Genomic DNA, 22,018 nt, shown 5'->3' with positions numbered 1-22,018 from the left:
GGTCGCATCAGCCCATTGCCACGGGTCGAGCGACTATCTACGGTCATGCGCCCGTCGGAAGCAGATTTGGTCATGAATAAATCTATCGGTGTGACCAGCGAGCGCCTTGGGCGCATCGTCGAAGAAGCTGCGAGCGAAGTCTATATATTCGGCGAGCCCGACTTCTACTTTCGACTCGTCAACAGGGGCGCCCGCGACAATCTCGGCTATAATTCCGAAGAACTCTCACGGCTGACACCTTGGGATCTGAAGCCGAACATCAGTCGTGCCGATTTCCTGAGAATGATCAAACCCCTCCAATCTGGCGAGGTCGACAGACTTGACTTCGACACCCTCCACCAACGCAAGGACGGCAGCACATACAATGTGTCCGTCAAGCTTCAACTCTTTGACGACGGCGATGACGCGGTCTTCTATGCCGCCATCAAGGATACGACGGATTATCGACGTGTTGAGGCCGCGCTGCGAGAAACAGCCACCCGACTTGATGTCATATTGAGCAACACGACCATGGCCGTCTTCCTCATGGATGAACGACAGCACTGTGTATTCATGAACAGGGCGGCGGAGAAACTCACGGGCTTTGCTTTCGCAGAAACGACCGGACGCCCCCTCCACGACGTGATTCATCACACCTATCCCGACGGCTCGCCCTTTCCCCTCTCGGAGTGCGCCATCGACCGCGCCTTTCCGGAACAGGCCGGGACGCAGGGCGAGGAGGTCTTTGTTCATAAGGACGGCTCCTTCTACCCTGTCGCCTTCACGGCCAGCCCGATCTACGACAGCGAGGCGAAGGTCGTCGGCACCGTCATCGAAGCGCGCGACATCAGTGAGGAGAAGCGCAACGAGGAGGCCCGCCAGCTGCTGATGAACGAGGTCGATCACAGGGCGCGCAATGTTCTCTCGATCGTCCAGTCGCTCACGCGACTGACCCGCGCCGACGATGTCGCGACCTACAAGGACGTCCTCGCCGGGCGGATCGGCGCCCTCGCGCGCGCGCAGACCTCACTGGCCAGTCGGCATTGGGAAGGCGGGCGGCTGGAGGATGTGGTCAGGGAAGAGCTGGAAGCCCTTTGCCCCAAGGACACCGTGGACACCCACGGCCCCGAGATCGGGCTTTCGCCGCACCAGGTCCAGCCCCTCAGCATGCTGCTCCACGAACTGGCGACCAACGCCAACAAATACGGGGCCTGCAGCAATGGCGGCGGCCGTGTCTCGGTGACCTGGACGCTGAAGGAGGGTCAGGTGACGCTCCAGTGGCGCGAAACCGGCGGCCCGACGGTTGTTCCGCCGACCCGAGAAGGCTTCGGATCCTCCCTGAAGGCCAGCGTGGTTCGTCAGCTGGGCGGCGCCCTGACCCGCCAGTGGGCGACTGACGGGCTGATCGTCGAAGTCGCCTTCCCGCTCGACCCGCTGCAAACGCCGGCCTGAACGCAAGCCTTCCGGTCGCGAGCGGAGGCGCTCGGGGGGCCTTCCTCGACGAATACAGGCCTGGCGAACCCCTGTCCGCTTTCCGGACCGCACCCCAGGTCACAGTTCGACCCATTGCGGACGTTGGCGGATTGAACCTAGGAGAGCTGATGATCATCGCCACGATGTTGTTCGCTGTTTATCAATCGGCACCGCCTACCGCAGCGCGGCCTGAACCTGCCGTCTGTGAACTATCCGAGCGTGACCTAACGACAGGATCTCGGCTTTGGTGCCCTGCCGAGCTCCGGAGGCAAGTGCCGCAAAGCCTAATGACGACGATGCCCATCGATGGGATCGGCAAGGGATGGGCGCTGTTGAAATGCGACCTCGGTGAAGGTGGCGTGACGACGGCGTGCAGTCTTGTCGCCGAGTCGGAACCGGGTTCTTCGTTCGGCGCATGGGCAACACGCGTTCAGCTCAGGGCGACCGCGCAGGGCACCGATGGTAGTTTTCCCCCGGCTGGCGATAGCTACTACGCCTTTGCTCGATGGGAAGTTCGCTAGCGTCTGCTTCCCACCCTAAACGGAAGCTCAGCGCTTCCGCTTAGGGTGTTCATAGCCCCTTATGCCGGGCAGCGCGTCTCGGTCTGGCTGGAGTCCAGCTTGATCTCGGACACCGACACCGTCAGCGTCCCGCTGGTCGCCATGTGGAACGGCACCTCGACCTTCGACAGGTCCCCGCCGTCGGTGCGGAAACAGGTCAGGGGGATGCGGGCCTCGCGCCACTGGCCCACCGGGGCCGAACGCAGCAGGCCGGTCAGGTCGATGGCTCCGCCGCCCAGCTTGAAGGCCACCGGCGCGCTCGGCGCAGCGTCCACCCGGTAGCGGAAGCCCAGGGCCACGGCCCCATTGGCCTGACGCGTCAGATCGACGGGCGTGCCCCAGATCTCGACACTGGCCGCTCCCGTTCCCGCAAAGGCGAACTGCTGGCCGCTTTCCTGGCCCAGGTCGTCAACCGGGCGCGAGGCCACGCCGGCGCGCGGGCTGGACGCAGTCTTGGCCGTGCCGGGCCGGGTCTGTCCCCCGGCGTCGTTCAGCAGCAGGCTCCACGGCGAGACGAACCGGCCGTCGACGAAATAGCGGTCCAGATTGGTCGCCTGGGCCGAGACCCCGCTCTCCTCCGACAGCATCCCGACCGTCGCCGGCGCGGCGTAGCTGAGGCCATAGCCATAGGCGAACTGGGGATCATAGCCCGGCTGGCCGTGGTTCAGCGGCGTCCCCGTCGCATCCTTGGGCCAGCTGAAGGACAGCTTGCCGTGGAAGTCGTTGCGCGGCTTGCCGTCGGCGCCGCCCACCAGAATGTCGGCGACCCCGCCGCCCTCGGTCCCCGGCAGCCAGGCGGCTACGAAGGCGTCCGAGGCGTTGATCTCCGGATTGGTCCACATCGGCCGCCCCGACAGGAAGACCGACACGGTTGGAATCCCTGCCGCCTTAAGCCGCTTCAGCGTCTCCAGCGGCGTGCTGGGCACATAGTCCAGATTGTCCACGTCGCCCTGGAACTCGGCATAGGGGGTCTCGCCGAAGACGACGATGGCCACGTCCGGTTTCTGGGTGAAGCTCCCGTCTGCGCTCAGGGTCGCGCTCCCGCCCCCGGCCTTGACGGCCTCCTCGATCCCGCCCCAGATCGACTGGCCCTGGGGGAAGTCGGCGTTGGAATTGCCCGTCCCCTGCCAGCTCAGGGTCCAGCCGCCCGAGGCCTGGCCGATGTCGTCGGCCGCCGTCCCCGCCACCAGGACACGCGCACTGGCCCGGACCGGCAGGACGCCGTCGTTCTTCACCAGCACCAGCGACTTGCGCACCGCCTCGCGCGCCAGGGCGCGGTGCGCCGGAGAGGCCAGTTCCTCGAACCGGCCCTCCATCGGCCGTGTCGGCTCGAACAGGCCGGTCTTGACCTTGGCGATCAGGATGCGGCGCACCGCTTCGTCCACCCGCGCCGCGGGGATCTCGCCCGACCTGGCCTGAGCCAGGGTCGAGGCGTACAGCGGCTTCCAACTGTCGGGCGCCATCAGCATGTCGATGCCCGCATTGACCGCCAGGGCGCAGCTCTCATTGGTGCAGCCCGGCAGTTGCCCATGGGCGTTCCAGTCGGACACCACGAACCCCTTGAACCCCAGCGGCCCGCGCAGCACGTCGGTCAGCAGGGTCGGATTGCCCGAGTGCTTGTAGCCGTTCCAGCCCGAGAAACTGGCCATGATCGACAGCACGCCCGCATCGATGGCCTGGACATAGCCGCCCAGGTGCACGTCGATCAGCTCCTGCTCCGTGCCCCGGAAATCGCCCTGGTCCTCGCCCTCGAAGGTGCCGCCGTCGGCCAGGAAATGCTTGGCCGATCCGGCGATATGGCCGGGCGCCAGCGGCCGCCCCGGCTGCAGCTCGCCTTGAAGCCCCAGGGTCATCGGCCCGGCGTAGGACCGCTGGACCTCCGGGTCCTCGGCGTATCCCTCATAGGACCGGCCCCAGCGGTCGTCGCGCGGCACGGCCAGGGTCGGGCCGAAGGTCCATTCCGCCCCCGTCACCGCAACCTCAAGCGCCGTCGCCGCCCCGATCCGCCGGATCAGGTCGGGATCACGCGCGGCGCCCAGGCCGATGTTGTGCGGGAAGATGGTCGCCCCGGGGACATTGTTGTGCCCGTGCACCGCGTCGATGCCGTAGATCAGCGGGATCACCGTCCCCCCGCGCGCCTCGTTGGCGGCGCGGAAGGCGCGGGCCAGGTCCAGCCATTTCTGCGCCGTCGCCTTGTCGTCGCCCCACGGACCCGAGCTGCCGCCCGCCAGGATCGAGCCCAGCGGATAGGTCTTCAGGTCGTCCGGCGTGATCGAGCCGATGTCGGCCTGGATCAGTTGGCCGACCTTCTCCTCCAGCGTCATCTTCGCCATCAGTTCGGTGACGAAGGCCTCGGTGCGCGCATCGCTGATCGCGGCCGGGGTCGCGGCCTGGGGCCAGAGGGCGGGATGGGCCCGCGCCGCCTCGGGAACCGCGGCCGTCTGGGCCAGGGCGGGGGCGCCGCCGCTCATGGCCAGGGCCAGAACCATCAGGGACACAGTCGTGCGCATCGGATTTCCTCGCAGGATGAACCAGGAGGCGTGCGTCTGACGGATCGGAAGACAGGCGGACAGGCGCGACGGAATGGCGACATTCCGACCCTTCACCCTGCGCGTCTGCTCCCGAGCGATCGATCCGCCGCCCTTCGGCGCGGATTAGGGACGGGACGCCACCAACCGTCAAGCCATTTTTGAGAACGTTCTCAGGATCGCCCCGCGCAACTTGACGCAGGGCGATTCCAGGAGGGGATCAAACCCCTAGTCCGGCAGGTCTTCCGCCAGGATCGCCATTTCGAACATGAACGAGCCTTCCTCGTCCTCGTCCTCGAAGACGATGCCGATGAACTCGTCGCCGACATAGACTTCGGCCGAGTCGTTCTGCTTGGGACGGGCCTTCACGATGATGCCGCCGGTGTTGAAGGTGCGCTTGAGGTGGGCCTCGATGCGCTTCAGGTCGGTGTCTTTCACGGGGGGCCTCATGGTCTTGGGTTGGCGGCGGACCCTAGAGAAGTCGGGCGTTGAGGGAAACCCGTCAGATCACGAAGTCGTACACCACGTCCGCCAGCGTATGGTCCATGGTCCGCGCCGGCTCGGCCCCGGTGGGGCAGTTGACCAGCCGCGCCGGCACCCCGGCCACGGTGCAGCCCGACGGCACATCCTTCAGCACCACCGAGCCCGAGGCCACCTTGGCGTAGTCGCCGACATGGATATTGCCCAGCACCTTGGCCCCGGCGCCCAGCAGCACCCCCTTGCCGATCTTGGGATGGCGGTCGCCGCGCTCGGCGCCCGTGCCCCCCAGGGTGACATTGTGCAGCATCGACACGTCGTCGCCGACCACCGCCGTCTCGCCGATGACGATGCCGGTGCCGTGGTCGAGGAACAGCCCCTTGCCCAGCCGCGCGGCCGGATGGATGTCCAGCTGGAACAGTTCGGAGATCCGGCTCTGAAAGTGGAAGGCCAGGGTCTCGCGCCCCTGCCCCCACAGCCAATGGGCCACGCGCCACCCCTGCAGCGCCTGGAAGCCTTTGAAATACAGGAAGGGCTGCAACAGGTTGCGGATCGCCGGGTCGCGCTCGGCCACCGCCTGCAGATCGGCTTCCGCCGCCGCGACCATGGCCGGATCGGCGACGAAGGCCGACAGGCAGACCTCGCGCACCGACATGGCGCTCATTTCCCCGTCGGCCAGCTTGCGCGCGATCTGGAAGCTGAGCGCGCCGGCCAGGTCGTCGTGCGACAGGATGACCGCATTCATCTGCGAGCCCAGCTGGGGCTCCTCGCGCGCGGCGGCCTCGGCCGAGGCGCGCAGCTGGCGCCACACGCTGTCGGTTTCCGCAACGACTTCAAGCTTGGCCATGCCGGGCTCCTTCGGCGACATCATACCCGCCCCAGCATGGCCTGCGCCAGCGCCGGAGGCAGGGCTCCATTCTGCGCCATATGATAGGCCTTGTACGCCGTCGCCACCGTCAGACTGTCGCGCACCGTCCCGCGCCCGATCTCGTCGAGCAGATCCAGGAAGGGCACCCGGACCACGGCGATGATCTCCGTCGGGTCCGGCGCGACCGGCGCAGGGCTCAGGCCCCAGGCGATCCAGGTCTTGCCGATCTCGTCGGTGATGGAGTTGGACATCTCGACCGTCAGGGCCGGCGCCCAGTGCGCGGCCTCCAGCCCCGCCTCCTCGGCCAGTTCGCGCCGGACCCCGTCGAACGGATCCTCGTCCAGGGGCGCCCCGCCCTCGGGCATTTCCCAGGAATAGTTGGCCAGGGCGAACCGCTGCTGGCCCACCAGCACCACCGTCCCGTCGTCATGCACCGGCAGCACGCCGGTCCCGACGTTCTTGAACCGCACGACGGCGTAGTCGGCCGCATGCCCCGTCGGCGCCGTCGCCGGATGCCGGGTCAGGCTCAGCCACGGGCTGTCGAACAGAACCTCGGTTCCGTCGCTGCGCCACGCCGGCGGCCTGACCAGTCCCTCGGCCCATTTCGGTTCGTCGGAATTGCTCATGGCTCACCTATGGCGAAGGCGGGGACGAAAGCCTAGCTAGACCGCATGACCGAGCTGCCCCTGATCCCCCTGAACGCCCCCCTGCCCGCCCCGGTCCCCTCACAGGACCTGCGCGACCGGCTGGCCACGCGCCGCTCCGCCCCGGCCCAGGCCCTGACCGCTCCCGGCCCGACCGAGGCCGAGCTGGACCAGATCCTGACCCTGGGGGCCCGCACCCCCGATCACGGCAAGCTCTTCCCCTGGCGGTTCGTGGTCCTGGGCCCGCTCAGCCGCGCCCGGATCGCCGAACAACTGGCCGTCCTGGCCGAGACCCGCGACAAGCCGGCCAAGGACCAGGCGGTCCTGGCCAAGCTGACCGCCGCCCCCCTCACCATCCTGGTCGTCTCGACGCCCGTCCCCGCCGCCAAGCCGGTCTGGGAGCAACAGCTGTCGGCCGGCGCCGTCTGCATGAACCTGGAACACGCGGCCGGCGCCTTCGGCTATTCGTCCAGCTGGATCACCGACTGGTACAGCTACGACCCCCAGGCTGTGGCCCTGTTCGGCCTGACCGAGGGCGAAGCCGTCGCCGGCTTCATCCACATCGGAACCCTGACCGAACCCGCGCTGGAACGCCCCCGCCCGGACATGGCCGCCAGGGTCACGCGCCTGCCCTAGGCGGAGCAGTGGGGATCTTTAATCCCTTGCGTCTAACATCGGCCGCCTAACTTGGAGACGAGCCGGCTGATGTCCTGTGCGGGTTGCAAAGACGGAACGGGTTTCGACCTGCCGATCACCATGGCGTTCCAGCCGATCGTCGATGTCTCGACCCAGACCGTCTTCGCCTATGAGGCCCTGGTGCGGGGCAAGGACGGCGCCGGCGCCGGCCAGGTCCTGGCCCAGATCTCGGCCGCCAACCGCTACGCCTTCGACCAGTTGTGCCGCACCACCGCCATCGAACTGGCGGCGGAGATCGACATGGCCGCCGAGGGCGCCAATCTGTCGATCAATTTCCTGCCCAATGCGGTCTATGAGCCGCGCGCCTGTATCCGCACCACGCTTGCGGCGGCGATGCGCACCGGCTTCCCGGTGAACCGGATCATCTTCGAGTTCACCGAGAGCGAGGCGATGGACGCCGATCACATCCTGAACATCCTGCGCTCCTATCGCGCCATGGGGTTCAAGACCGCCATCGACGACTTCGGCGCGGGCTATGCGGGCTTGGGCCTGCTGGCCCTGTTCCAGCCGGACATCGTCAAGCTGGACATGGCCCTGATCCGCAACATCGACACCGACCCGGTCAAGCGCACCATCGTGCGCAACACCCTGAACATGCTGCGCGACCTGGGCGTCGAGCCGGTGTGCGAAGGGATCGAGACCCTGGCCGAACACGACGTCCTGCGCGACCTGGGCGTCACCCTGATGCAGGGCTATCTGCTGGCCAAGCCGGCGGTCGAGGCCCTGGCCCCGGTCGCCTGGCCCCGCGCGACGACCTCACTGGCCCGCACCGCCTGACATCCTTTCGTCATCCTCCAACAAGCCGCGTAGCGGCGCAGATCGGAGGACCCCCGCGGCGCCGGAGGCAAAGTGGGTCCGCCGCACAATGCTGGCGCAGCGAGTCCGTATCCAGTTCGCGCTCTCGCGAACCGCTGGGTTCGGGCCTACGCTGCGCTTCGCCCGGAATGACGAAAGGAAAATGGAGCCCCCTACCCCCGCCCGCGATACGTCGGCACGCCCTGATCCGGCAGCCACAGCCCCTCCGGCGCCACCCCCGTCTGCCAGAAGACGTCGATCGGAATCCCGCCGCGCGGATACCAGTACCCCCCGATCCTCAGCCATTTCGGCGCCAGCAGGTCCGCCAGCCGCCGGCCGATGGCGACGGTGCAGTCCTCGTGGAAGGCGCCGTGGTTGCGGAAGCTGGTCAGGTACAGTTTCAGGCTCTTGGACTCGACCAGCCAGTCGCCCGGCGCATAGTCGATAACGATATGGGCGAAGTCCGGCTGGCCCGTCACCGGGCACAGGCTGGTGAACTCGGGCGCCGTGAACCGGGCCAGATACAGCGTATCCGCATGCGGGTTCGGCACCCGCTCCAGCACGGCCGTCTCGGGGCTGGTCGGGGCGGCGGTCTGGGCGCCGAGCTGGCTGAGGTTGTCGGTGTAGTGGGTCATGCCGCGCATTTAGGCGTTTGCGGCGCGTAAGAAAATCCTTCCGGGCGAACCGCCCCATTCCAGACCCCATCCGCGTCCGGCCCCCTCCACCGCGAAGACGCGGGCCCCCTCCCCCAGACGGGGGAGGACTACGAAGCCGACGACCGAAATCCTCCCCCATTGGGGGAGGGGGACCGCCGCGCCTCTTCGCGCGGTGGTGGAGGGGGCGCGCCGCGCACGAGGCTTGTGGCGTTCAACGCCCCTAGTTCCGCAGATTTTTCCTCAGCCTTTCAACGCTCTGACGTCAAAAAACCCTGCTCAACCCGCCATGCCTTGAAATCCGGCTATAATCACCCCCATCGGATGGGAGGGCCGAAACTGGACTCATTGGACTCATTGGACTGTGTTTTCACCGTCCAGCTTCGCCGCCGATTTCAGACGATTCATACGATTCAGACTCTGTTTTTTCGTCGGCGAGTCTGAAATCCCGTCGCCCGAATTCTCCCCGATTGCCTTCCCCCGCGACAGCCCGCTAAGCGTAGCGAAACGAAACCCAGGAGACGCCCGTGGCCATTCCCGCTTCGCTTCAAAAAGGCCTGACCCTGCCGATCATCTCGGCGCCCATGTTCCTGGTCTCCGGCCCGGATCTGGTGGTCGAGGCCTGCAACGCCGGGATCATCGGCACCTTCCCGTCGCTGAACCAGCGCACGGCCGAGGGCTATCGCGACTGGATTCACGAGATCAAGGGCCGGCTGAAGCCCGGGGCCGCCGCCTTCGGCGTCAACCACATCGTCCACCCGACCAACCCCCGGCTGATGGCCGACATGACGGTGTCGGTCGAGGAGAAGGTGCCGCTGATCATCACCTCGCTGGGCGCCGTGCGCGACGTGGTGGATGCGGTCCACGGCTACGGCGGCGTGGTCTTCCACGACATCGCCAACATCCGCCATGCGCGCAAGGCGGCCGAGGCGGGCGTCGACGGCCTGATCCTGGTCGCCAACGGCGCCGGCGGCCACGCCGGGATCATCAACCCCTTCGCCCTGGTCAACGAGGTGCGCAGCTTCTTCGACGGGACCATCATCCTGTCCGGCGCGATTTCGACCGGTCAGGACGTGGCGGCGGCCCTGATGCTGGGCGCCGACTTCGCCTATATGGGCACCCGGTTCATCAACACGACCGAGGCCATGGCGGCAGACGCCTACAAGCAGATGATCATCGACAGCGGCTCGACCGACATCATCCACACCCCGGCCGTGTCCGGCATCCCGGCCAACTTCATGTCCAAGTCGCTGATCGAGAACGGGATCGACCCCAAACACCTGCCCGAGCACAAGCTGGACATGGGCGACGAGGCCAAGGCCTGGAAGACGGTCTGGTCCGCCGGTCAGGGCGCGGGCGCCATCCACGACGTCCTGCCGACCGCCGAACTGGTCGGCCGCCTGCGACAAGAGTTCGCTCAGGCCACGGAACAGTTTTCAGCCAGGACCGCAAACCTGTAAGGCTCCTTCGCGCATCCCGCGCGTTGGAGCCCGCATGATCCGAATCCCCTCGCTCGTTCCCTCCGCCCTGCTGGGTTCCCTGCTGGTCCTGACCGCCGTCGTCCCCGCCCAGGCCCAGACGTCTCCCGGCCGCGGCGTCTGGGGCTTCGAGGTCGAGGCGGGGACGGACAACCGCTCCAAGGCCGCCTCCAAGTCGGGCAACGACGCCTATGTCTCCGCCTACGCCGCCTGGGAGAGCGACGACGGCCGGATCTATGTCTCCCCCGGCTTCCAGACCATCCAGGCGGGCGGCTCGAACATCGAGACCGACTGGATCGTCGGCTACCGGCCCGAGGCCTTCGGCTACGCCTTCGACCTCAACGTCGCCTACAAGCGCCGCCTGGATGTCGATCCCGGCTATGACGCCGACGGCATGGAGCTGAGCGCCGAGGTCAGCCGCGCCGTCGGTCCCGCCCAGGCGGCCCTGCTGGTCCAGTACGCCCCCGACGCCCCCGGCCTGACCCGTTCCTACGTCTGGGTCGAGGCCGAACTGGGCTGGTCGTTCTCGCCCCGCCTCGACGGCTCGGCCGCCATCGGCCGACGCGAACAGGACGGCGGCCCCGACTACACCGGCTGGAACGCGGGCGTGACCTACGCCCTGACCGACGCCCTCGCCCTCGACCTGCGCTACTACGACACCGACGCCGCCGCGTTGGACGAGCAGTACGAGGACGCCGTCGTCGCCCGGCTCGCCTACGCCTTCTGACGCCCTGCCCTTGCGCCCCGGGCCAAGGCCGCCCATATGGGGAGGGTCGATCTCTCTGCGTAACGCCGCTGCTCCCTTTGCATCACGCACCGAGGTCCAAACGCCGATCCCATTCAGACCCGACAGGCCGACCAGGGATCCCTCCCTGCGGTCAACGCCAGACGGAGGTCTCCAAATGGCTACCGGCACTGTTAAATGGTACAACCCCACCAAAGGCTACGGCTTTATCGCTCCCGATGACGGCGGCAAGGACGTCTTCGTCCACGCCTCGGCTGTCGAAACCTCGAGCGTCGGCTCGCTGAACGAAGGCCAGAAGATCTCCTACGAGATCGAGCGCGACTCGCGCTCCGGCAAGGAATCCGCCGGTCGCCTTACGGCGGCTGAGTAGGACACGCTTCGGAACACCATCGCCTTCGACGGCGAGGTGACCAAGCTCCTGCCTCTGGGCGGCCGCAAGGTCCGCCTGGACAACGGCCACGTCGTAACGGTCCTGCCCACGCTCGGTTCGCCTCAGGGCGTCTCCGGGCTGGGTGATCCGGTCGTGGTCGAGATCGCCTTCAATCAGCTGAAGGGCTGGCGCCTCGCGCGCCGGCCCTGACGCCTATTCCGTACAGGACGCCCGCATGACCCCGCTCGCCGACATGATCCCCTCGATGACCGACGCCGATCTGGTGACTCTGCGCGCCAACGCCGCCCGTCTGGTCGAACACGGCGCCTCGACCCAGGTCATGGCCGCCAGCGACATCCTGCCCGTCATCGACGCCGAAGTCGCGCGCCGCGCGGCCCTGCCCAAGGCCGCCAAGGCCCCGGTCAAGCGCGCCGCCCCCAAGAAGAAGCTGCCGCCCGTCACCGGCCACCAGACCGCCCTTCCCTCCAGCTGAGATCACCCCAGGGCCTGATCCAGATCCGCGATCAGGTCCTCGACGTTCTCGACCCCGACCGACAGCCGGATCAGGCTGTCGGTGACGCCGCCCTTCTCGCGGATGTCCTTGGGCACGCTGGCGTGGGTCATGATGGCCGGGTGGTTCACCAGGCTCTCGACCCCGCCCAGCGACTCCGCCAGCGTAAAGACCTGCACCCGTTCCAGCACCCGCTTGGTCCGCTCCAGGTCGCCTTCCAGCACCACCGTCACCATGCCGCCGAAGCCCCCGTGCATCTGGCGCGCGGCCAGTTCGTGCTGCGGATGGGCGATCAGGCCGGGATAGATGACCTTGGCCACGCCCGCGCGCGTCTCCAGCCACCGCGCCACGGTCAGGGCGTTCTCGCAGTGCGCCTTCATCCGCAGCGCCAGGGTCTTCAGCCCCCGGTTGGCCAGGAAGGCGTCGAACGGCCCCATGATCCCGCCGACCGAGTTCTGCAGGAACTTGATCCGCGTCGCCAGCTCCGGATCGGCCGTCACCAGCACCCCGCCGATGATGTCCGAATGGCCGTTCAGGTATTTGGTCGCCGAGTGCATGACCACATCCGCCCCCAGGCTCAGCGGCTGCTGGCAGAAGGGGGTGGCGAAGGTATTGTCCACGATCAGCAGTAGGCCGTGCGCCTTGGCCACCTTCGACAGGGCCGCGATGTCGGCCAGCTTCATCAAGGGATTGGTCGGGGTCTCGACCCACAGCATCTTCGTCTTGGGCGTGATCGCCGCCTCAACCGCCGCGATGTCGCTCAGATCCACATAGGCGAAGTCCAGCCCCATGGTCCGCCGCCGCACCCGCTCGAACAGCCGCCACGAGCCGCCGTAAAGGTCGTCGCCGGTCACGATATGATCGCCCGCGTCCAGCAGCTCCAGCGCCGTCGAGGTCGCCGCCATGCCCGAGCCGAAGCCGAACCCATGCGTCCCGCCCTCCAGGTCCGCGATACAGGCCTCGAACGCCTCGCGCGTCGGGTTCTTGCCCCGCGCATACTCATAGCCCTTGTTCACGCCCGGGCTTTCCTGGGCATAGGTCGAGGTGGCGTAGATCGGCGTCATTACCGCGCCCGTGGTCGGGTCGGGATGCTGCCCGGCATGGATGGCGCGGGTCGAGAAACCCTGGCTGTTTTTTGTATCGGCCATGGGATTACCGGTTCAGGCTGAGGTGGTTGATCAGGTCGGTGCGGGTGATCAGACCCACGAAACGCTCGCCGTCCAGCACGATGGCCACCCGGTCGCGGTCGAAGACGGGGATCAGGGCGTCCAGCGGCTCCTTGACCTGAAGCGTGTCCAAGTCGCGCGTCATGGCCGAGGCCACCGGCTTGGCGAACCGCTCCTTGCGGGTGATCTCGTCGGTGTTCATCACGTGGATCAGGTCGCTCTCATCCAGGATGCCGACCAGGCGGCCGTCCTCAATGATCGGCAGCTGAGACACGTCGGCGCCCTTCATCCGCTTGAAGGCGGTGTCCAGGGAGTCGCCCGGACCGGCGACGACCACGTCGCCCTTCTCGTATTTGCGGTTGATCAGGTCCGACAGGTCGCCGTGCAGCTCGCGCTCGCCCAGACCCTGATCCGCCAGCCAGGCGTCGTTGTAGACCTTGGACAGATACTTGGCCCCGGTGTCGCAGACGAAGGTGACGCAGGTCTTGGCTTCGGTCTGCTCGCGGCACCAGCGCAGGGCCGTGGCGATCAGCGTCCCCGAGGACGACCCCGCCAGGATGCCTTCCTTCAGCAGAAGCTCGCGCGCCGTGGCGATCGCCTCCGCGTCCGGGATCGAATAGGCCTTGTCGATCAGGCTCATGTCCGCTGTGTCGGGCACGAAGTTCTGACCGATGCCCTCGACCGTATAGCTGCCGTCCGGCCCCGGCACGCCCTCATTGACGATGCCGGCCAGGGTTGATCCCACCGGATCGGCCAGGACGATCTGGGCCCTGGAGCCCACGCTCTTCAGATAGCGCGCCACGCCGGTGATCGTCCCGCCCGAGCCGATGCCGGCGACGAAGGCGTCCATGTCGCCGCCCGTCTGCTCCCAGATCTCCGGCCCGGTCGTCTTCACATGGGCGTCGGCGTTCGAGTGGTTGGCGAACTGGTTGACGTAATAGGCGCCGGGGATGGCCTGGGCCAAACGCTCGGCCATGTCGGTGTAATACTCCGGGTGCCCGTGCGGAACGTCCGAACGGGTCAGGCGAACATCGGCGCCCATGGCCCGCAGATGCTGGATCTTTTCCTTCGACATCTTGTCCGGGATGACCAGCAGCACCTTATATCCCCGCGCCCGCCCGACCAGGGTCAGCGCCAGGCCCGTATTGCCCGCCGTCGCCTCGACGATCGTGCCCCCTTCCTTCAACCAGCCTTCCTTCTCAGCCGCATCCAGCATCTCGACTGCAATCCGATCCTTGATCGAACCGCCGGGGTTCTGGGACTCCAGTTTCAGCAGCAGCCGGCACTTGCCAGTGTCGATCTTCGTCACCTCCACCATCGGCGTCTTGCCGATCAGATCCAGCGGCGACTTCACGGTCGCGCTCAGGGCGGGGGCGTTCAGGGACATCGAAGACTCCGGTTCAGGACGCAGCGAGGCTGAGGCCTCACATTCACATGGTCAACTCACGCAAGATTTGACCCAAGGGCGCGGTTCCGCGCTACGAAAGACGCAATGACCAATTCATCCAAGAGGCCGCCCGCCGGCCTTCCCGACAAAGACACCCTCCTCGCCTTCCTGCGCGAGGCCGGATCGGCCGAGAAAACCGATATCGCGCGCCACTTCGGCCTGAAGGGCGGCGACCGCCGCGCCCTGCGCGAAATGATCCGCGAACTCGAAGAAGAAGGAAAACTGGGCAAGCGCGGCCGCAAGGGCTTCTCCGAAGCCGGCGCCCTGCCCCCTGTCGGCGTCGCCGACGTGATCGAACGGGACGGCGACGGCGAACTTTACGTCCGTCTGGTCGAGGCCAGCGCCGACGCGCCCCGCGCCATACTGATGCCCGACAAGGGCAAGCCCGGCCCCGCGCCCGGACTGGGCGACCGGCTACTGGTCAAGTTCCAGCGCGGCGGCGACGGCTGGGAGGCCCGGCTAATCAAGAAGCTGGACGTGGGGACCAACCGCGTCCTGGGCGTCATCCGCAAGTCGGCGCGCGAGACCCGCGTCGAGCCGGTCGACCGCCGCTCCAAGGACGTGCTGCTGGTGCCCCAGGCCCAGTCCGGCGATTTGCGCGACGGCGACCTGGTCCTGGCCGCCATCGAAAAGGGCGAGCAGCGGTTCGGTCCGAAGCGAGGCAAGATCCTGGAACATATCGGCAAGGAGGACGACCCCCGCGCCGCCTCGCTGATCGCCATCTACGCCCATGGCGTCCCGACCGGCTTCTCCGAGGCCGTCGAGCGTGAGGCCGAGGATCAGGCCCTGCCGACGCTGAAGGGCCGCGAGGACCTGCGCGAGGTCCCCTTCATCACCATCGACCCCGCCGATGCGCGTGACCATGACGACGCCGTCTACGCCGCCCGCGACGAGGATCCGAAGAACCCGAACGGCTGGATCGTCTGGGTCGCTATCGCCGACGTCGCCGCCTATGTCCGTCCCGGAACCCATCTGGACCGCGAGGCGCGGGACAAGGGCAACTCGACCTATTTCCCCGACCGCGTCGAGCCGATGCTGCCCGAAGTGCTGTCGAACGGCCTGTGCAGCCTGAAGGAGGGCGAGAACCGCGCCTGTCTGGCGGTGCGGATGGTGTTCGACAAGGACGGCCGAAAGACCGGCCACAAGTTCGTGCGCGGCCTGATGCGGTCGCACGCCAAACTGTCCTACGAACAGGCCCAGGCGGCCATCGACGGGCAACCGGACGACGCCACCGGCCCGATCATGGAGGCCATCCTCTATCCGCTGTGGAACGCCTATCACGCCATGCTGAAGGGCCGGCTGAAGCGCAGCCCGCTGCAGATCGAATCGGCCGAACGCCGCATCCGCATGGCGCCCGCCGACGAAAAAGGGGGCGGCGGCATCGCCTCAATCGAGAAGCGCGCGTCGCTGGAGGCGCACCGGCTGATCGAGGAGATGATGATCCAGGCCAACGTCTGCGCCGCCGAGACGTTGGAGCAGAAGAAGACGCCCCTGATCTACCGCGTCCACGACGCGCCCAGCCAGGAGAAGATCTTCAACCTGGCCGACTTCCTCTCGACCATCGGCAAGCCGTGGAACAAGGGCGAACCGGGCACGACCAAACGGTTCAACAAGCTGCTGGACGAGACGCGCGACGGCGAATACGCCGATGTGGTCAACGAAGTGGTTCTGCGCACCCAGATGCAGGCCATCTATTCGCCCGACAACGTCGGCCACTTCGGCCTGAACCTGGATCGCTACGCCCACTTCACCTCGCCGATCCGGCGCTATTCCGACCTGATCGTCCACCGCGGCCTGATCCGGGCGCTGGGTTTCGGCAAGGACGGGCTGACGGATCGCGAGATCGCCGAACTGCCCGCCATAGCCGAGGGCGTGACCATGACCGAGCGCCGGTCGATGGCCGCCGAACGCGACGCCATGGACCGCTATATCGCCGCCTTCCTGGAAGACCGGGTCGGCGCGACCTTCACCGGTCGGATCACCGGCGTCACCCGCTTCGGCCTGTTCATCCGGCTAGACGAGACGGGCGCCGACGGCCTGGTTCCGGTTTCGACCCTGGGCAGCGAATATTTCGCCCACGACGACCGCGCCCACGCCCTGGTCGGCGAACGCACCGGCAAGCGGTTCACCCTGGGCCGAAAGGTCGAGGTCAAGCTGATGGAGGCCACCCCCGTCACCGGCGGCCTGGTGTTTGAAATGCTCAGCGAGCCCGAACCCCGCGACCCCAACGCCCCCGCCCCCCGCTACGGCATTCGCGGACGCGGCGGCGACGGCCCGCCCATGCGTGGCAAGGGTCGGCCGGGCGGTCCCAAGCCTCGCAACGGCTCCAAGCCGGCGGGCGGACTGAAGGGCGTCAGGAAGGGCAAGCGGAAATGACCCCGGAATGAGCGGAATGAAGGATCACCCCTTCGACGCCGCCCAAGACCTCGCCGACGCCCCGCGCATCGGCGGCGCCCAGCGGCCCAAGGACGCGGCGACCCTGATCCTGACGCGGGGCGGGTCGCGGCCCGAGGTGCTGATGGGAAGACGGGCGCCAGGGCATGTCTTCATGGCGTCGAAGTGGGTGTTTCCCGGCGGACGGATTGACCGGGCGGATTTCACCGCCGCCGCAACGGGCGATCTGACGTCCGACGTCGCCCGCAGGCTGGAGGCCGAGGTTCCCGCCCGCCGCGCGCGCGCCCTGGCCCTGACGGCGGTGCGCGAGACGTTCGAGGAGACCGGCTTGATCCTGGGGCGCGCCGCGCCCTCCGCCAGCGTCGCCGGACCGTGGCGCGAGTATCGACAGGCGGGCGCTCTGCCCGATCTGGCGGCCCTGTCCTACATCGCCCGCGCCATCACACCGCCCGGCCGGACGCGCCGGTTCGACGCCCGTTTCTTCATGGCGTCGGCCGAGGCCCTGCTGACGCCCGAGCCGACCGCAGGGTCCGGCGAACTGGACGAGATCGCCTGGCTCCCGCTGGAAGACGCCCGCGCCCTGGACCTGCCCGCCATCACCCGGTTCGTGCTGGGTGAACTGGCCGAGCGCCTGGCCCAGGACCGCGCCAATCCTGACCGGCCCCTGCCCTTCGTCCGCATGGTGCGCGGCCGCCACGTCGTCGATCACAGGGACTGACCATGCCCAGCGCCATCACCCTGCGCCTGACCACCGCCGACCCGGTCGCGGGCGTCGCCTACAGCCTGCAGGATAAGGCCAACGCGCCGGTCGATCCCCGCATCGCTGACGATGGTTCGATCAGTTTCGACGCCCCCGTCACCCTGTCCGACGACGGGCGGCTGACCGGCCCCTTCGTGCGACGCGAAGGACCGTCGCGACGCTTCGTCTATATCGCCATCGGCACATCGGCCGGACAGCACGGCGAATGGAGCCGTCGCGCCAAGATCGACGTCCACGACATCCCCGCCGACCTTCTGGCCCTGGCGCGCGACGGGCGCGTGCTGGAAGCCGTTCTGCCCGGCCGCGCCCGCGACGGCGGTCCAGCTTGCGCCACCGTGCGGCCGCTCCAGCCCTGGCGCGCCGTCTGACCTAATCGGCGACCGGCTTCGTCAGGTCGAACTCCACCCGAAAATGACGGTTCGGACGCCGCAGCTCATAGGCGAACATCCGATCCGGATGGACCTCCATCGCCCAGACATTGGTGGTCGAGACCAAGGCGTTGTTGGCGTTGAACAGGGCGATGGACTCGGCGTCCACCGGGAAGGCCTGCCGCTCGGCCGTGCCCGCCTCCGTCGTATCTCCACCGTACCAGTGCAGCACGTCGGCCGCGCCGTCCTCGTGCCGGTGATCGTGTTTCAGCCGCAGGCCCGTGTCCGTCTTTGTCACCACCCAGGTCCGCGACCGATCCTCGCCCACGGCGAATGGAATACGCACCTCGTCCGCCGAACAGTCGCGGACATGCATGATCAACCGTTGGCTGGTGAAGGCGGCGTCGGCCGCGTCGGTCGTGACGACCCGTCCTTCGAATCTCTGGCCGCACAGGGCGGTGAGCCGCGCCAGGAAGGCGTCCTGCTCCGGCGTGGAAAAGGCGTTCGCAGCGCCTGCGAAAGGCGCGGAAACAACGGCCAGAGCGGCGATGAAGGATGCGATTTTCATGCGACGACATTATATATGCGCCGCGCCGCATCAACGTGGCATCGCGCCCGTTGACTTTGGGGCGCGGCTGAGTATGTTCCGCGCCTCTTATTTTAAGCGGCTTTCGCCGTCGCAGAGGTAATTCCGATGGCCAAACCGGCTTCCATCAAGATCCGCCTGAACTCCACGGCCGACACCGGCTTCTTCTACGTCACCAAGAAGAACGCCCGCACCATGACCGAAAAAATGGTCGTCAAGAAGTACGACCCGGTCGTGCGCAAGCACGTCGACTTCAAGGAAGGCAAGATCAAGTAAGGGCTCAAGGCCCGGCGACCCTCGCACGCTCCGAGGGCGCCTTGATCTGAGACTGAAAATGAAACGCCCGGCGGGTCAACCGCCGGGCGTTTTCAGTTGCTTGTCGTTCTTCTCGACATCGTCTGACAACGGAGACAAGCGACGTCAGGCCGCCTTGGCGATGACCTTGTTCCGGCCGCCCGCCTTGGCCTCGTACACCCCTTCGTCGGCGCGTTTCAGCAGGGCTTCGGGCGTATCGCCGGCGCCGGTCGTGGCGGCGACCCCGATCGAGATGGTGATGGTCAGCAGTTCCTTGCCGCCCATGACCCGGAAGGGCGCGGAGGCGATGTCCCGGCGAATCCGTTCCGCAACGATCCGCGCGTCTTCCAGACTGGCGCCCGGCATGACCACCACGAATTCTTCGCCGCCCATCCGGCACGGCACGTCCACGGCGCGGACATTGGTGGCCAGTCGCACGGCGAACTCGGCCAGAACCTCGTCGCCGGCGTCATGACCGAAGCCGTCGTTGACGGATTTGAAGTGGTCGATGTCCAGCACCAGCACCGCCACCGTCGCGCCCCCATGCGCGGCCCGCCCGACCAGGGCCTGCAACTGCCCGGTCATGTAGCGACGGTTATGCAGACCGGTCAGGGCGTCGGTGACGGCCATCTCCAGGCTGCTGTCCAGCTTCTGACGCAGGAAATCGGTGTAGCGTTTGCGGCGGATCTGGGTTCGCGCACGCGCCGAAAGCTCCTCGGGATCGATCGGGCGCGGCAGGATGTCGGTGGCGCCCAGTTCCAGCGCCTTGACCATGCGCGGCCGTTCCTTCGGCTCGACAATGGCCAGGATCGGAGCGCGACGCGCATCGCCCGACCTGGCCAGGGCCACGACCCGCAGCCCGTCGAAGCTTTCGGCGGAGACATTGACGATGATCAGGTCCAGCGGCCCCTTGGCGGTCGCCAAGGCGGCCTCCGGATCGGACTCTATGGAGACGCGGTGCTCGCGTCCCAGTTCGGCGGCGATCGTCTGGGCCTGGCTCGCATCGTCGTCGATGATCAGGACCCGGCCGCCCTCGCTGCGCAACCGCGCGGCCCCCTCGCCGTCCACGCCCATGCGCCGGCTGCTTTCCTCGCGCTCGCGCAGTTCGTCCATCACCTGTTTCAGCCGCGTCAGCGACTTGACGCGCGCGAACAGGACCACGTCGTCGATGGGCTTGGTCAGGAAGTCGTCGGCCCCCGCCTCAAGCCCTCGGATTCGATCCTCGCGTCCATCCAGCGCCGTCACCAGCACCACCGGTATGTGCCGCGTCTCCGCCCGCGCCTTCAGCCGCCGACAGGTCTCGAACCCGTCCATGCCGGGCATCATCACATCCAGCAGGATCATGTCCGGCTGATGCTCCGTCGCCAGATCCAGCGCGGTCGCCCCGTCGTTGCAGGTCAGAACGTCGTAATATTCGATGGTGAGCTTGGCCTCGAGCAGACGGACGTTCACGTCCACGTCGTCGACCACCAGAATCCGTGCGCTCATCCCAGATGCTGCCGGATCGTTTCGAGGAAATGCATGACGGAGATCGGCTTGGAGATATAGGCCTCGCACCCGCCCTGGCGGATGCGTTCCTCGTCGCCCTTCATGGCGAAGGCCGTAACGGCGATCACCGGGATATGGTTCAGCTCCTCGTCGTCCTTCAGCCATTTGGTGACTTCGAGACCGGAGATTTCAGGCAGCTGAATATCCATCAGGATCAGGTCCGGATGATGCGCGCGCGCGAGAGCCAGAGCCTGCAGTCCCTCACGGGTCTGCAGGGTCTCGTAGCCCTGGGAATCGAGCAGATCATGAAAAAGCTTCATGTTCAGCTCGTTATCCTCGACGATGAGGACTTTCTTGGACATCATCACCTGACCTGCGGGGCCCCTCACAAGGGGGCGCCTCGTGCGGTGGAATAGTGGGCGCCCAGTCTTAAGTTGGGGTGAAGCCAAGGTTACGGAGACCTTAAGCGTGGCCATGAAGGCCGTCTGCCGCGACTGCCTGTGGACCGGCGCCGACCCCGCCGGACCGCCGGACCGACGCTGCCCGTCGTGCGGCTCCCGTCGCATCGTCGCCGATCCGGAACTGGACCAGCTGTCCATCGCCCACATGGACTGCGACGCCTTCTACGCCTCGGTGGAGAAGCGCGATCGGCCCGAACTGCGCGACAAGCCGGTCATCGTCGGCGGGGGCAAGCGCGGCGTGGTGTCCACCGCCTGCTATGTCGCGCGCCAGTACGGCGTCGGCAGCGCCATGCCGATGTTCAAGGCGCTGAAGGCCTGTCCAGAGGCCGTGGTGATCAAGCCGAACTTCGCCAAATATGTCTTCGAATCGGAACGCATCCTCGGCGCCCTGGGCCGGCTGACGCCCCTGATCCAGCCGCTGTCGCTGGACGAGGCCTGGGTGGACCTTTCGGGGACCGAGCGGCTGAACGGCGGTCCGCCCGCCTTCCAGCTGATTCGCTTCCAGAAACAGATCGAGGAAGAAACCGGCCTGACGGTCTCCATCGGCCTGGCCCCCAACCGCTTCCTGGCGAAGATGGCGTCGGAGATGGACAAGCCGCGGGGCTTCTCCGTCGTCGGCGCCGCCAACGCCCAGGCTCTTCTGGCGCCGCGCCCCGTCACAGCCCTGCCCGGCGTCGGCCCGGTGTTCGGCAAGGCGCTGCGCAGCGACGGCTTCGCCACCATCGGCGACCTGGCGAAGGCGGACCTGCGCGACCTGGTCAAGCGCTACGGCGAATCGGGCCTGCGCCTGCATGATCTGGCCCACGCCCGCGACGCCCGCGCCGTGAACCCCGAGCGCGACCGCAAAGGCATGAGCGCCGAAACGACCTTCAACGAAGACCTGAGCTCTCAGGAGGCGCTGGAGGCCGAGCTCTGGCCCCTGTGCGAGAAACTGGCGTCCAAGGCCCGGCGCGACGGCGTCGCCAGCCGCGTTCTGGTGCTGAAACTGCGGCGCAGCGATTTCAAGATCATCACCCGCCGTGTCAGCCTGGCCGACCCGATCCAGACCGCCCGCGCCCTGTTCGCCGCCGGCCGCGACCTGCTGAAGCCGGAACTGGGTCCGCCCTATCGGCTGATCGGCATCGGCATGGCCGACATCCAGGACGCCGACGACGCCCCCGCCGGCCTGTTCCAGACCCCCGAGACCCGCGCCCTGAAAACCGAACGCGCCATCGACGCCCTGCGCGAAAAATTCGGCAAGGACGCCGTGGTGGCGGGGCGGGCGTTGAAGCCGTAGG

At 67.3% G+C, this 22,018-nt stretch carries 24 protein-coding genes; 14 read left to right on the top strand and 10 right to left on the bottom strand.

Going from position 1 to position 22,018, the window contains the following annotated elements:
- The first annotated feature begins 72 nt into the window (after positions 1 to 72).
- Together ACP7CK_RS04000 and ACP7CK_RS03995 are read left to right on the top strand one after the other, a co-directional pair.
- A complete protein-coding gene (locus ACP7CK_RS04000; RefSeq protein WP_426025178.1) occupies positions 73 to 1,431 on the top strand; it encodes a PAS domain S-box protein in 1,359 nt (452 codons plus the stop codon).
- Between the two features lie 149 nt (positions 1,432 to 1,580).
- The gene (locus ACP7CK_RS03995) at positions 1,581 to 1,973 is read left to right on the top strand and encodes a hypothetical protein (protein ID WP_292149577.1); all 393 of its coding nucleotides are present in this window, start codon (positions 1,581 to 1,583) and stop codon (positions 1,971 to 1,973) included.
- Between the two features lie 59 nt (positions 1,974 to 2,032).
- Here the strand turns inward: ACP7CK_RS03995 and ACP7CK_RS03990 are convergent, their stop codons facing one another.
- The 4 genes from ACP7CK_RS03990 to ACP7CK_RS03975 all read right to left on the bottom strand — a co-directional run bounded on the left by ACP7CK_RS03990 (position 2,033) and on the right by ACP7CK_RS03975 (position 6,511).
- Entirely contained in the window at positions 2,033 to 4,522 is a 2,490-nt protein-coding gene (locus ACP7CK_RS03990) for a glycoside hydrolase family 3 protein (RefSeq protein WP_426025177.1), read from the bottom strand.
- A 246-nt stretch (positions 4,523 to 4,768) separates the two neighbouring features.
- On the bottom strand, positions 4,769 to 4,990 hold the full coding sequence (locus tag ACP7CK_RS03985; RefSeq protein ID WP_035307881.1) for a DUF3126 family protein: 222 nt from the start codon (positions 4,988 to 4,990) through the stop codon (positions 4,769 to 4,771).
- A gap of 52 nt (positions 4,991 to 5,042) precedes the next feature.
- Positions 5,043 to 5,864: a serine O-acetyltransferase gene (gene cysE / locus ACP7CK_RS03980; RefSeq protein ID WP_035307878.1), complete on the bottom strand. Its 822-nt coding sequence runs from the start codon at positions 5,862 to 5,864 to the stop codon at positions 5,043 to 5,045.
- A gap of 20 nt (positions 5,865 to 5,884) precedes the next feature.
- Entirely contained in the window at positions 5,885 to 6,511 is a 627-nt protein-coding gene (locus ACP7CK_RS03975) for an NUDIX domain-containing protein (RefSeq protein ID WP_426025176.1), read from the bottom strand.
- A 45-nt stretch (positions 6,512 to 6,556) separates the two neighbouring features.
- Here ACP7CK_RS03975 and ACP7CK_RS03970 point away from each other — a divergent pair, with 45 nt between their 5' ends.
- Entirely contained in the window at positions 6,557 to 7,165 is a 609-nt protein-coding gene (locus ACP7CK_RS03970; protein WP_372704704.1) for a nitroreductase family protein, read from the top strand.
- A 69-nt stretch (positions 7,166 to 7,234) separates the two neighbouring features.
- Entirely contained in the window at positions 7,235 to 8,002 is a 768-nt protein-coding gene (locus ACP7CK_RS03965) for an EAL domain-containing protein (protein ID WP_426025175.1), read from the top strand.
- Positions 8,003 to 8,193: 191 nt separating this feature from the next.
- On the opposite strand, the gene queF is transcribed toward ACP7CK_RS03965, so the two are convergent.
- Positions 8,194 to 8,655, bottom strand: a complete 462-nt coding sequence (queF, locus tag ACP7CK_RS03960; protein ID WP_040349994.1) for a preQ(1) synthase — start codon at positions 8,653 to 8,655, stop codon at positions 8,194 to 8,196.
- 545 nt (positions 8,656 to 9,200) lie between these two features.
- Here queF and ACP7CK_RS03955 point away from each other — a divergent pair.
- The 5 genes from ACP7CK_RS03955 (at position 9,201) to ACP7CK_RS03935 (ending at position 11,759) form a co-directional block, all read left to right on the top strand.
- Positions 9,201 to 10,133, top strand: coding sequence for an NAD(P)H-dependent flavin oxidoreductase (locus tag ACP7CK_RS03955; RefSeq protein WP_426025174.1), 933 nt, complete (start codon positions 9,201 to 9,203; stop codon positions 10,131 to 10,133).
- A gap of 34 nt (positions 10,134 to 10,167) precedes the next feature.
- The gene (locus ACP7CK_RS03950; RefSeq protein ID WP_426025173.1) at positions 10,168 to 10,878 is read left to right on the top strand and encodes a TorF family putative porin; all 711 of its coding nucleotides are present in this window, start codon (positions 10,168 to 10,170) and stop codon (positions 10,876 to 10,878) included.
- Positions 10,879 to 11,053: 175 nt separating this feature from the next.
- Entirely contained in the window at positions 11,054 to 11,266 is a 213-nt protein-coding gene (locus ACP7CK_RS03945) for a cold-shock protein (protein ID WP_008260450.1), read from the top strand.
- 36 nt (positions 11,267 to 11,302) lie between these two features.
- A complete protein-coding gene (locus tag ACP7CK_RS03940) occupies positions 11,303 to 11,476 on the top strand; it encodes a hypothetical protein (RefSeq protein WP_155988153.1) in 174 nt (57 codons plus the stop codon).
- Between the two features lie 25 nt (positions 11,477 to 11,501).
- Positions 11,502 to 11,759: a hypothetical protein gene (locus ACP7CK_RS03935; RefSeq protein ID WP_008260096.1), complete on the top strand. Its 258-nt coding sequence runs from the start codon at positions 11,502 to 11,504 to the stop codon at positions 11,757 to 11,759.
- Positions 11,760 to 11,761: 2 nt separating this feature from the next.
- Here the strand turns inward: ACP7CK_RS03935 and ACP7CK_RS03930 are convergent, their stop codons facing one another.
- Positions 11,762 to 12,925, bottom strand: a complete 1,164-nt coding sequence (locus ACP7CK_RS03930) for a cystathionine gamma-synthase (RefSeq protein WP_426025172.1) — start codon at positions 12,923 to 12,925, stop codon at positions 11,762 to 11,764.
- 4 nt (positions 12,926 to 12,929) lie between these two features.
- Positions 12,930 to 14,330, bottom strand: a complete 1,401-nt coding sequence (locus ACP7CK_RS03925) for a pyridoxal-phosphate dependent enzyme (RefSeq protein ID WP_426025171.1) — start codon at positions 14,328 to 14,330, stop codon at positions 12,930 to 12,932.
- Positions 14,331 to 14,435: 105 nt separating this feature from the next.
- Between ACP7CK_RS03925 and rnr the strand changes: the two genes are divergently transcribed.
- The 3 genes from rnr to ACP7CK_RS03910 are packed head-to-tail and all read left to right on the top strand — an operon-like array spanning position 14,436 to position 17,912.
- Entirely contained in the window at positions 14,436 to 16,766 is a 2,331-nt protein-coding gene (gene rnr, locus ACP7CK_RS03920) for a ribonuclease R (RefSeq protein ID WP_426025170.1), read from the top strand.
- A gap of 16 nt (positions 16,767 to 16,782) precedes the next feature.
- Complete coding sequence (locus tag ACP7CK_RS03915; RefSeq protein WP_426025169.1) at positions 16,783 to 17,502, top strand: NUDIX hydrolase; 720 nt, start codon at positions 16,783 to 16,785, stop codon at positions 17,500 to 17,502.
- Between the two features lie 2 nt (positions 17,503 to 17,504).
- Entirely contained in the window at positions 17,505 to 17,912 is a 408-nt protein-coding gene (locus ACP7CK_RS03910; RefSeq protein WP_426025168.1) for a DUF5990 family protein, read from the top strand.
- Between the two features lies 1 nt (position 17,913).
- Here the strand turns inward: ACP7CK_RS03910 and ACP7CK_RS03905 are convergent, their stop codons facing one another.
- The gene (locus ACP7CK_RS03905) at positions 17,914 to 18,480 is read right to left on the bottom strand and encodes a hypothetical protein (protein WP_426025167.1); all 567 of its coding nucleotides are present in this window, start codon (positions 18,478 to 18,480) and stop codon (positions 17,914 to 17,916) included.
- Positions 18,481 to 18,606: 126 nt separating this feature from the next.
- On the opposite strand from ACP7CK_RS03905, the gene rpmG reads away from it, so the two are divergent.
- Positions 18,607 to 18,774 (top strand): 50S ribosomal protein L33, encoded by a 168-nt coding sequence (gene rpmG, locus ACP7CK_RS03900; protein ID WP_008262536.1) that lies wholly within the window; start codon positions 18,607 to 18,609, stop codon positions 18,772 to 18,774.
- A gap of 144 nt (positions 18,775 to 18,918) precedes the next feature.
- Here the strand turns inward: rpmG and ACP7CK_RS03895 are convergent, their stop codons facing one another.
- Together ACP7CK_RS03895 and ACP7CK_RS03890 are read right to left on the bottom strand one after the other, a co-directional pair.
- On the bottom strand, positions 18,919 to 20,280 hold the full coding sequence (locus ACP7CK_RS03895; protein WP_426025166.1) for a PleD family two-component system response regulator: 1,362 nt from the start codon (positions 20,278 to 20,280) through the stop codon (positions 18,919 to 18,921).
- Positions 20,277 to 20,642 carry a response regulator gene (locus ACP7CK_RS03890; protein WP_164952723.1) on the bottom strand — a complete coding sequence of 122 codons (366 nt, stop codon included), beginning with the start codon at positions 20,640 to 20,642 and terminating at the stop codon, positions 20,277 to 20,279. Before ACP7CK_RS03890 ends, ACP7CK_RS03895 begins: the two co-directional genes overlap by 4 nt.
- 112 nt (positions 20,643 to 20,754) lie before the next feature.
- Between ACP7CK_RS03890 and ACP7CK_RS03885 the strand changes: the two genes are divergently transcribed.
- On the top strand, positions 20,755 to 22,017 hold the full coding sequence (locus tag ACP7CK_RS03885; RefSeq protein ID WP_426025427.1) for a DNA polymerase IV: 1,263 nt from the start codon (positions 20,755 to 20,757) through the stop codon (positions 22,015 to 22,017).
- The last annotated feature ends 1 nt before the right edge of the window (position 22,018 follow it).

Origin of the sequence: Brevundimonas sp. TSRC1-1, from assembly GCF_049898245.1 — a bacterium.
Taxonomy (GTDB): Bacteria; Pseudomonadota; Alphaproteobacteria; order Caulobacterales; family Caulobacteraceae; genus Brevundimonas; species Brevundimonas mediterranea_A.
This window is presented reverse-complemented; position numbering and strand designations above follow the sequence as displayed.

Coding starts and splice junctions, on each gene's coding strand:
- ACP7CK_RS04000 (WP_426025178.1), top strand. CDS start 73: ATGAATAAATCTATCGGTGTGACCAGCGAGCGCCTTGGGCGCATCGTC.
- ACP7CK_RS03995 (WP_292149577.1), top strand. CDS start 1,581: ATGATCATCGCCACGATGTTGTTCGCTGTTTATCAATCGGCACCGCCT.
- ACP7CK_RS03990 (WP_426025177.1), bottom strand. CDS start 4,522: ATGCGCACGACTGTGTCCCTGATGGTTCTGGCCCTGGCCATGAGCGGC.
- ACP7CK_RS03985 (WP_035307881.1), bottom strand. CDS start 4,990: ATGAGGCCCCCCGTGAAAGACACCGACCTGAAGCGCATCGAGGCCCAC.
- cysE (WP_035307878.1), bottom strand. CDS start 5,864: ATGGCCAAGCTTGAAGTCGTTGCGGAAACCGACAGCGTGTGGCGCCAG.
- ACP7CK_RS03975 (WP_426025176.1), bottom strand. CDS start 6,511: ATGAGCAATTCCGACGAACCGAAATGGGCCGAGGGACTGGTCAGGCCG.
- ACP7CK_RS03970 (WP_372704704.1), top strand. CDS start 6,557: ATGACCGAGCTGCCCCTGATCCCCCTGAACGCCCCCCTGCCCGCCCCG.
- ACP7CK_RS03965 (WP_426025175.1), top strand. CDS start 7,235: ATGTCCTGTGCGGGTTGCAAAGACGGAACGGGTTTCGACCTGCCGATC.
- queF (WP_040349994.1), bottom strand. CDS start 8,655: ATGACCCACTACACCGACAACCTCAGCCAGCTCGGCGCCCAGACCGCC.
- ACP7CK_RS03950 (WP_426025173.1), top strand. CDS start 10,168: ATGATCCGAATCCCCTCGCTCGTTCCCTCCGCCCTGCTGGGTTCCCTG.
- ACP7CK_RS03945 (WP_008260450.1), top strand. CDS start 11,054: ATGGCTACCGGCACTGTTAAATGGTACAACCCCACCAAAGGCTACGGC.
- ACP7CK_RS03935 (WP_008260096.1), top strand. CDS start 11,502: ATGACCCCGCTCGCCGACATGATCCCCTCGATGACCGACGCCGATCTG.
- ACP7CK_RS03930 (WP_426025172.1), bottom strand. CDS start 12,925: ATGGCCGATACAAAAAACAGCCAGGGTTTCTCGACCCGCGCCATCCAT.
- ACP7CK_RS03925 (WP_426025171.1), bottom strand. CDS start 14,330: ATGTCCCTGAACGCCCCCGCCCTGAGCGCGACCGTGAAGTCGCCGCTG.
- rnr (WP_426025170.1), top strand. CDS start 14,436: ATGACCAATTCATCCAAGAGGCCGCCCGCCGGCCTTCCCGACAAAGAC.
- ACP7CK_RS03915 (WP_426025169.1), top strand. CDS start 16,783: ATGAAGGATCACCCCTTCGACGCCGCCCAAGACCTCGCCGACGCCCCG.
- ACP7CK_RS03910 (WP_426025168.1), top strand. CDS start 17,505: ATGCCCAGCGCCATCACCCTGCGCCTGACCACCGCCGACCCGGTCGCG.
- ACP7CK_RS03905 (WP_426025167.1), bottom strand. CDS start 18,480: ATGAAAATCGCATCCTTCATCGCCGCTCTGGCCGTTGTTTCCGCGCCT.
- rpmG (WP_008262536.1), top strand. CDS start 18,607: ATGGCCAAACCGGCTTCCATCAAGATCCGCCTGAACTCCACGGCCGAC.
- ACP7CK_RS03895 (WP_426025166.1), bottom strand. CDS start 20,280: ATGAGCGCACGGATTCTGGTGGTCGACGACGTGGACGTGAACGTCCGT.
- ACP7CK_RS03890 (WP_164952723.1), bottom strand. CDS start 20,642: ATGTCCAAGAAAGTCCTCATCGTCGAGGATAACGAGCTGAACATGAAG.
- ACP7CK_RS03885 (WP_426025427.1), top strand. CDS start 20,755: ATGAAGGCCGTCTGCCGCGACTGCCTGTGGACCGGCGCCGACCCCGCC.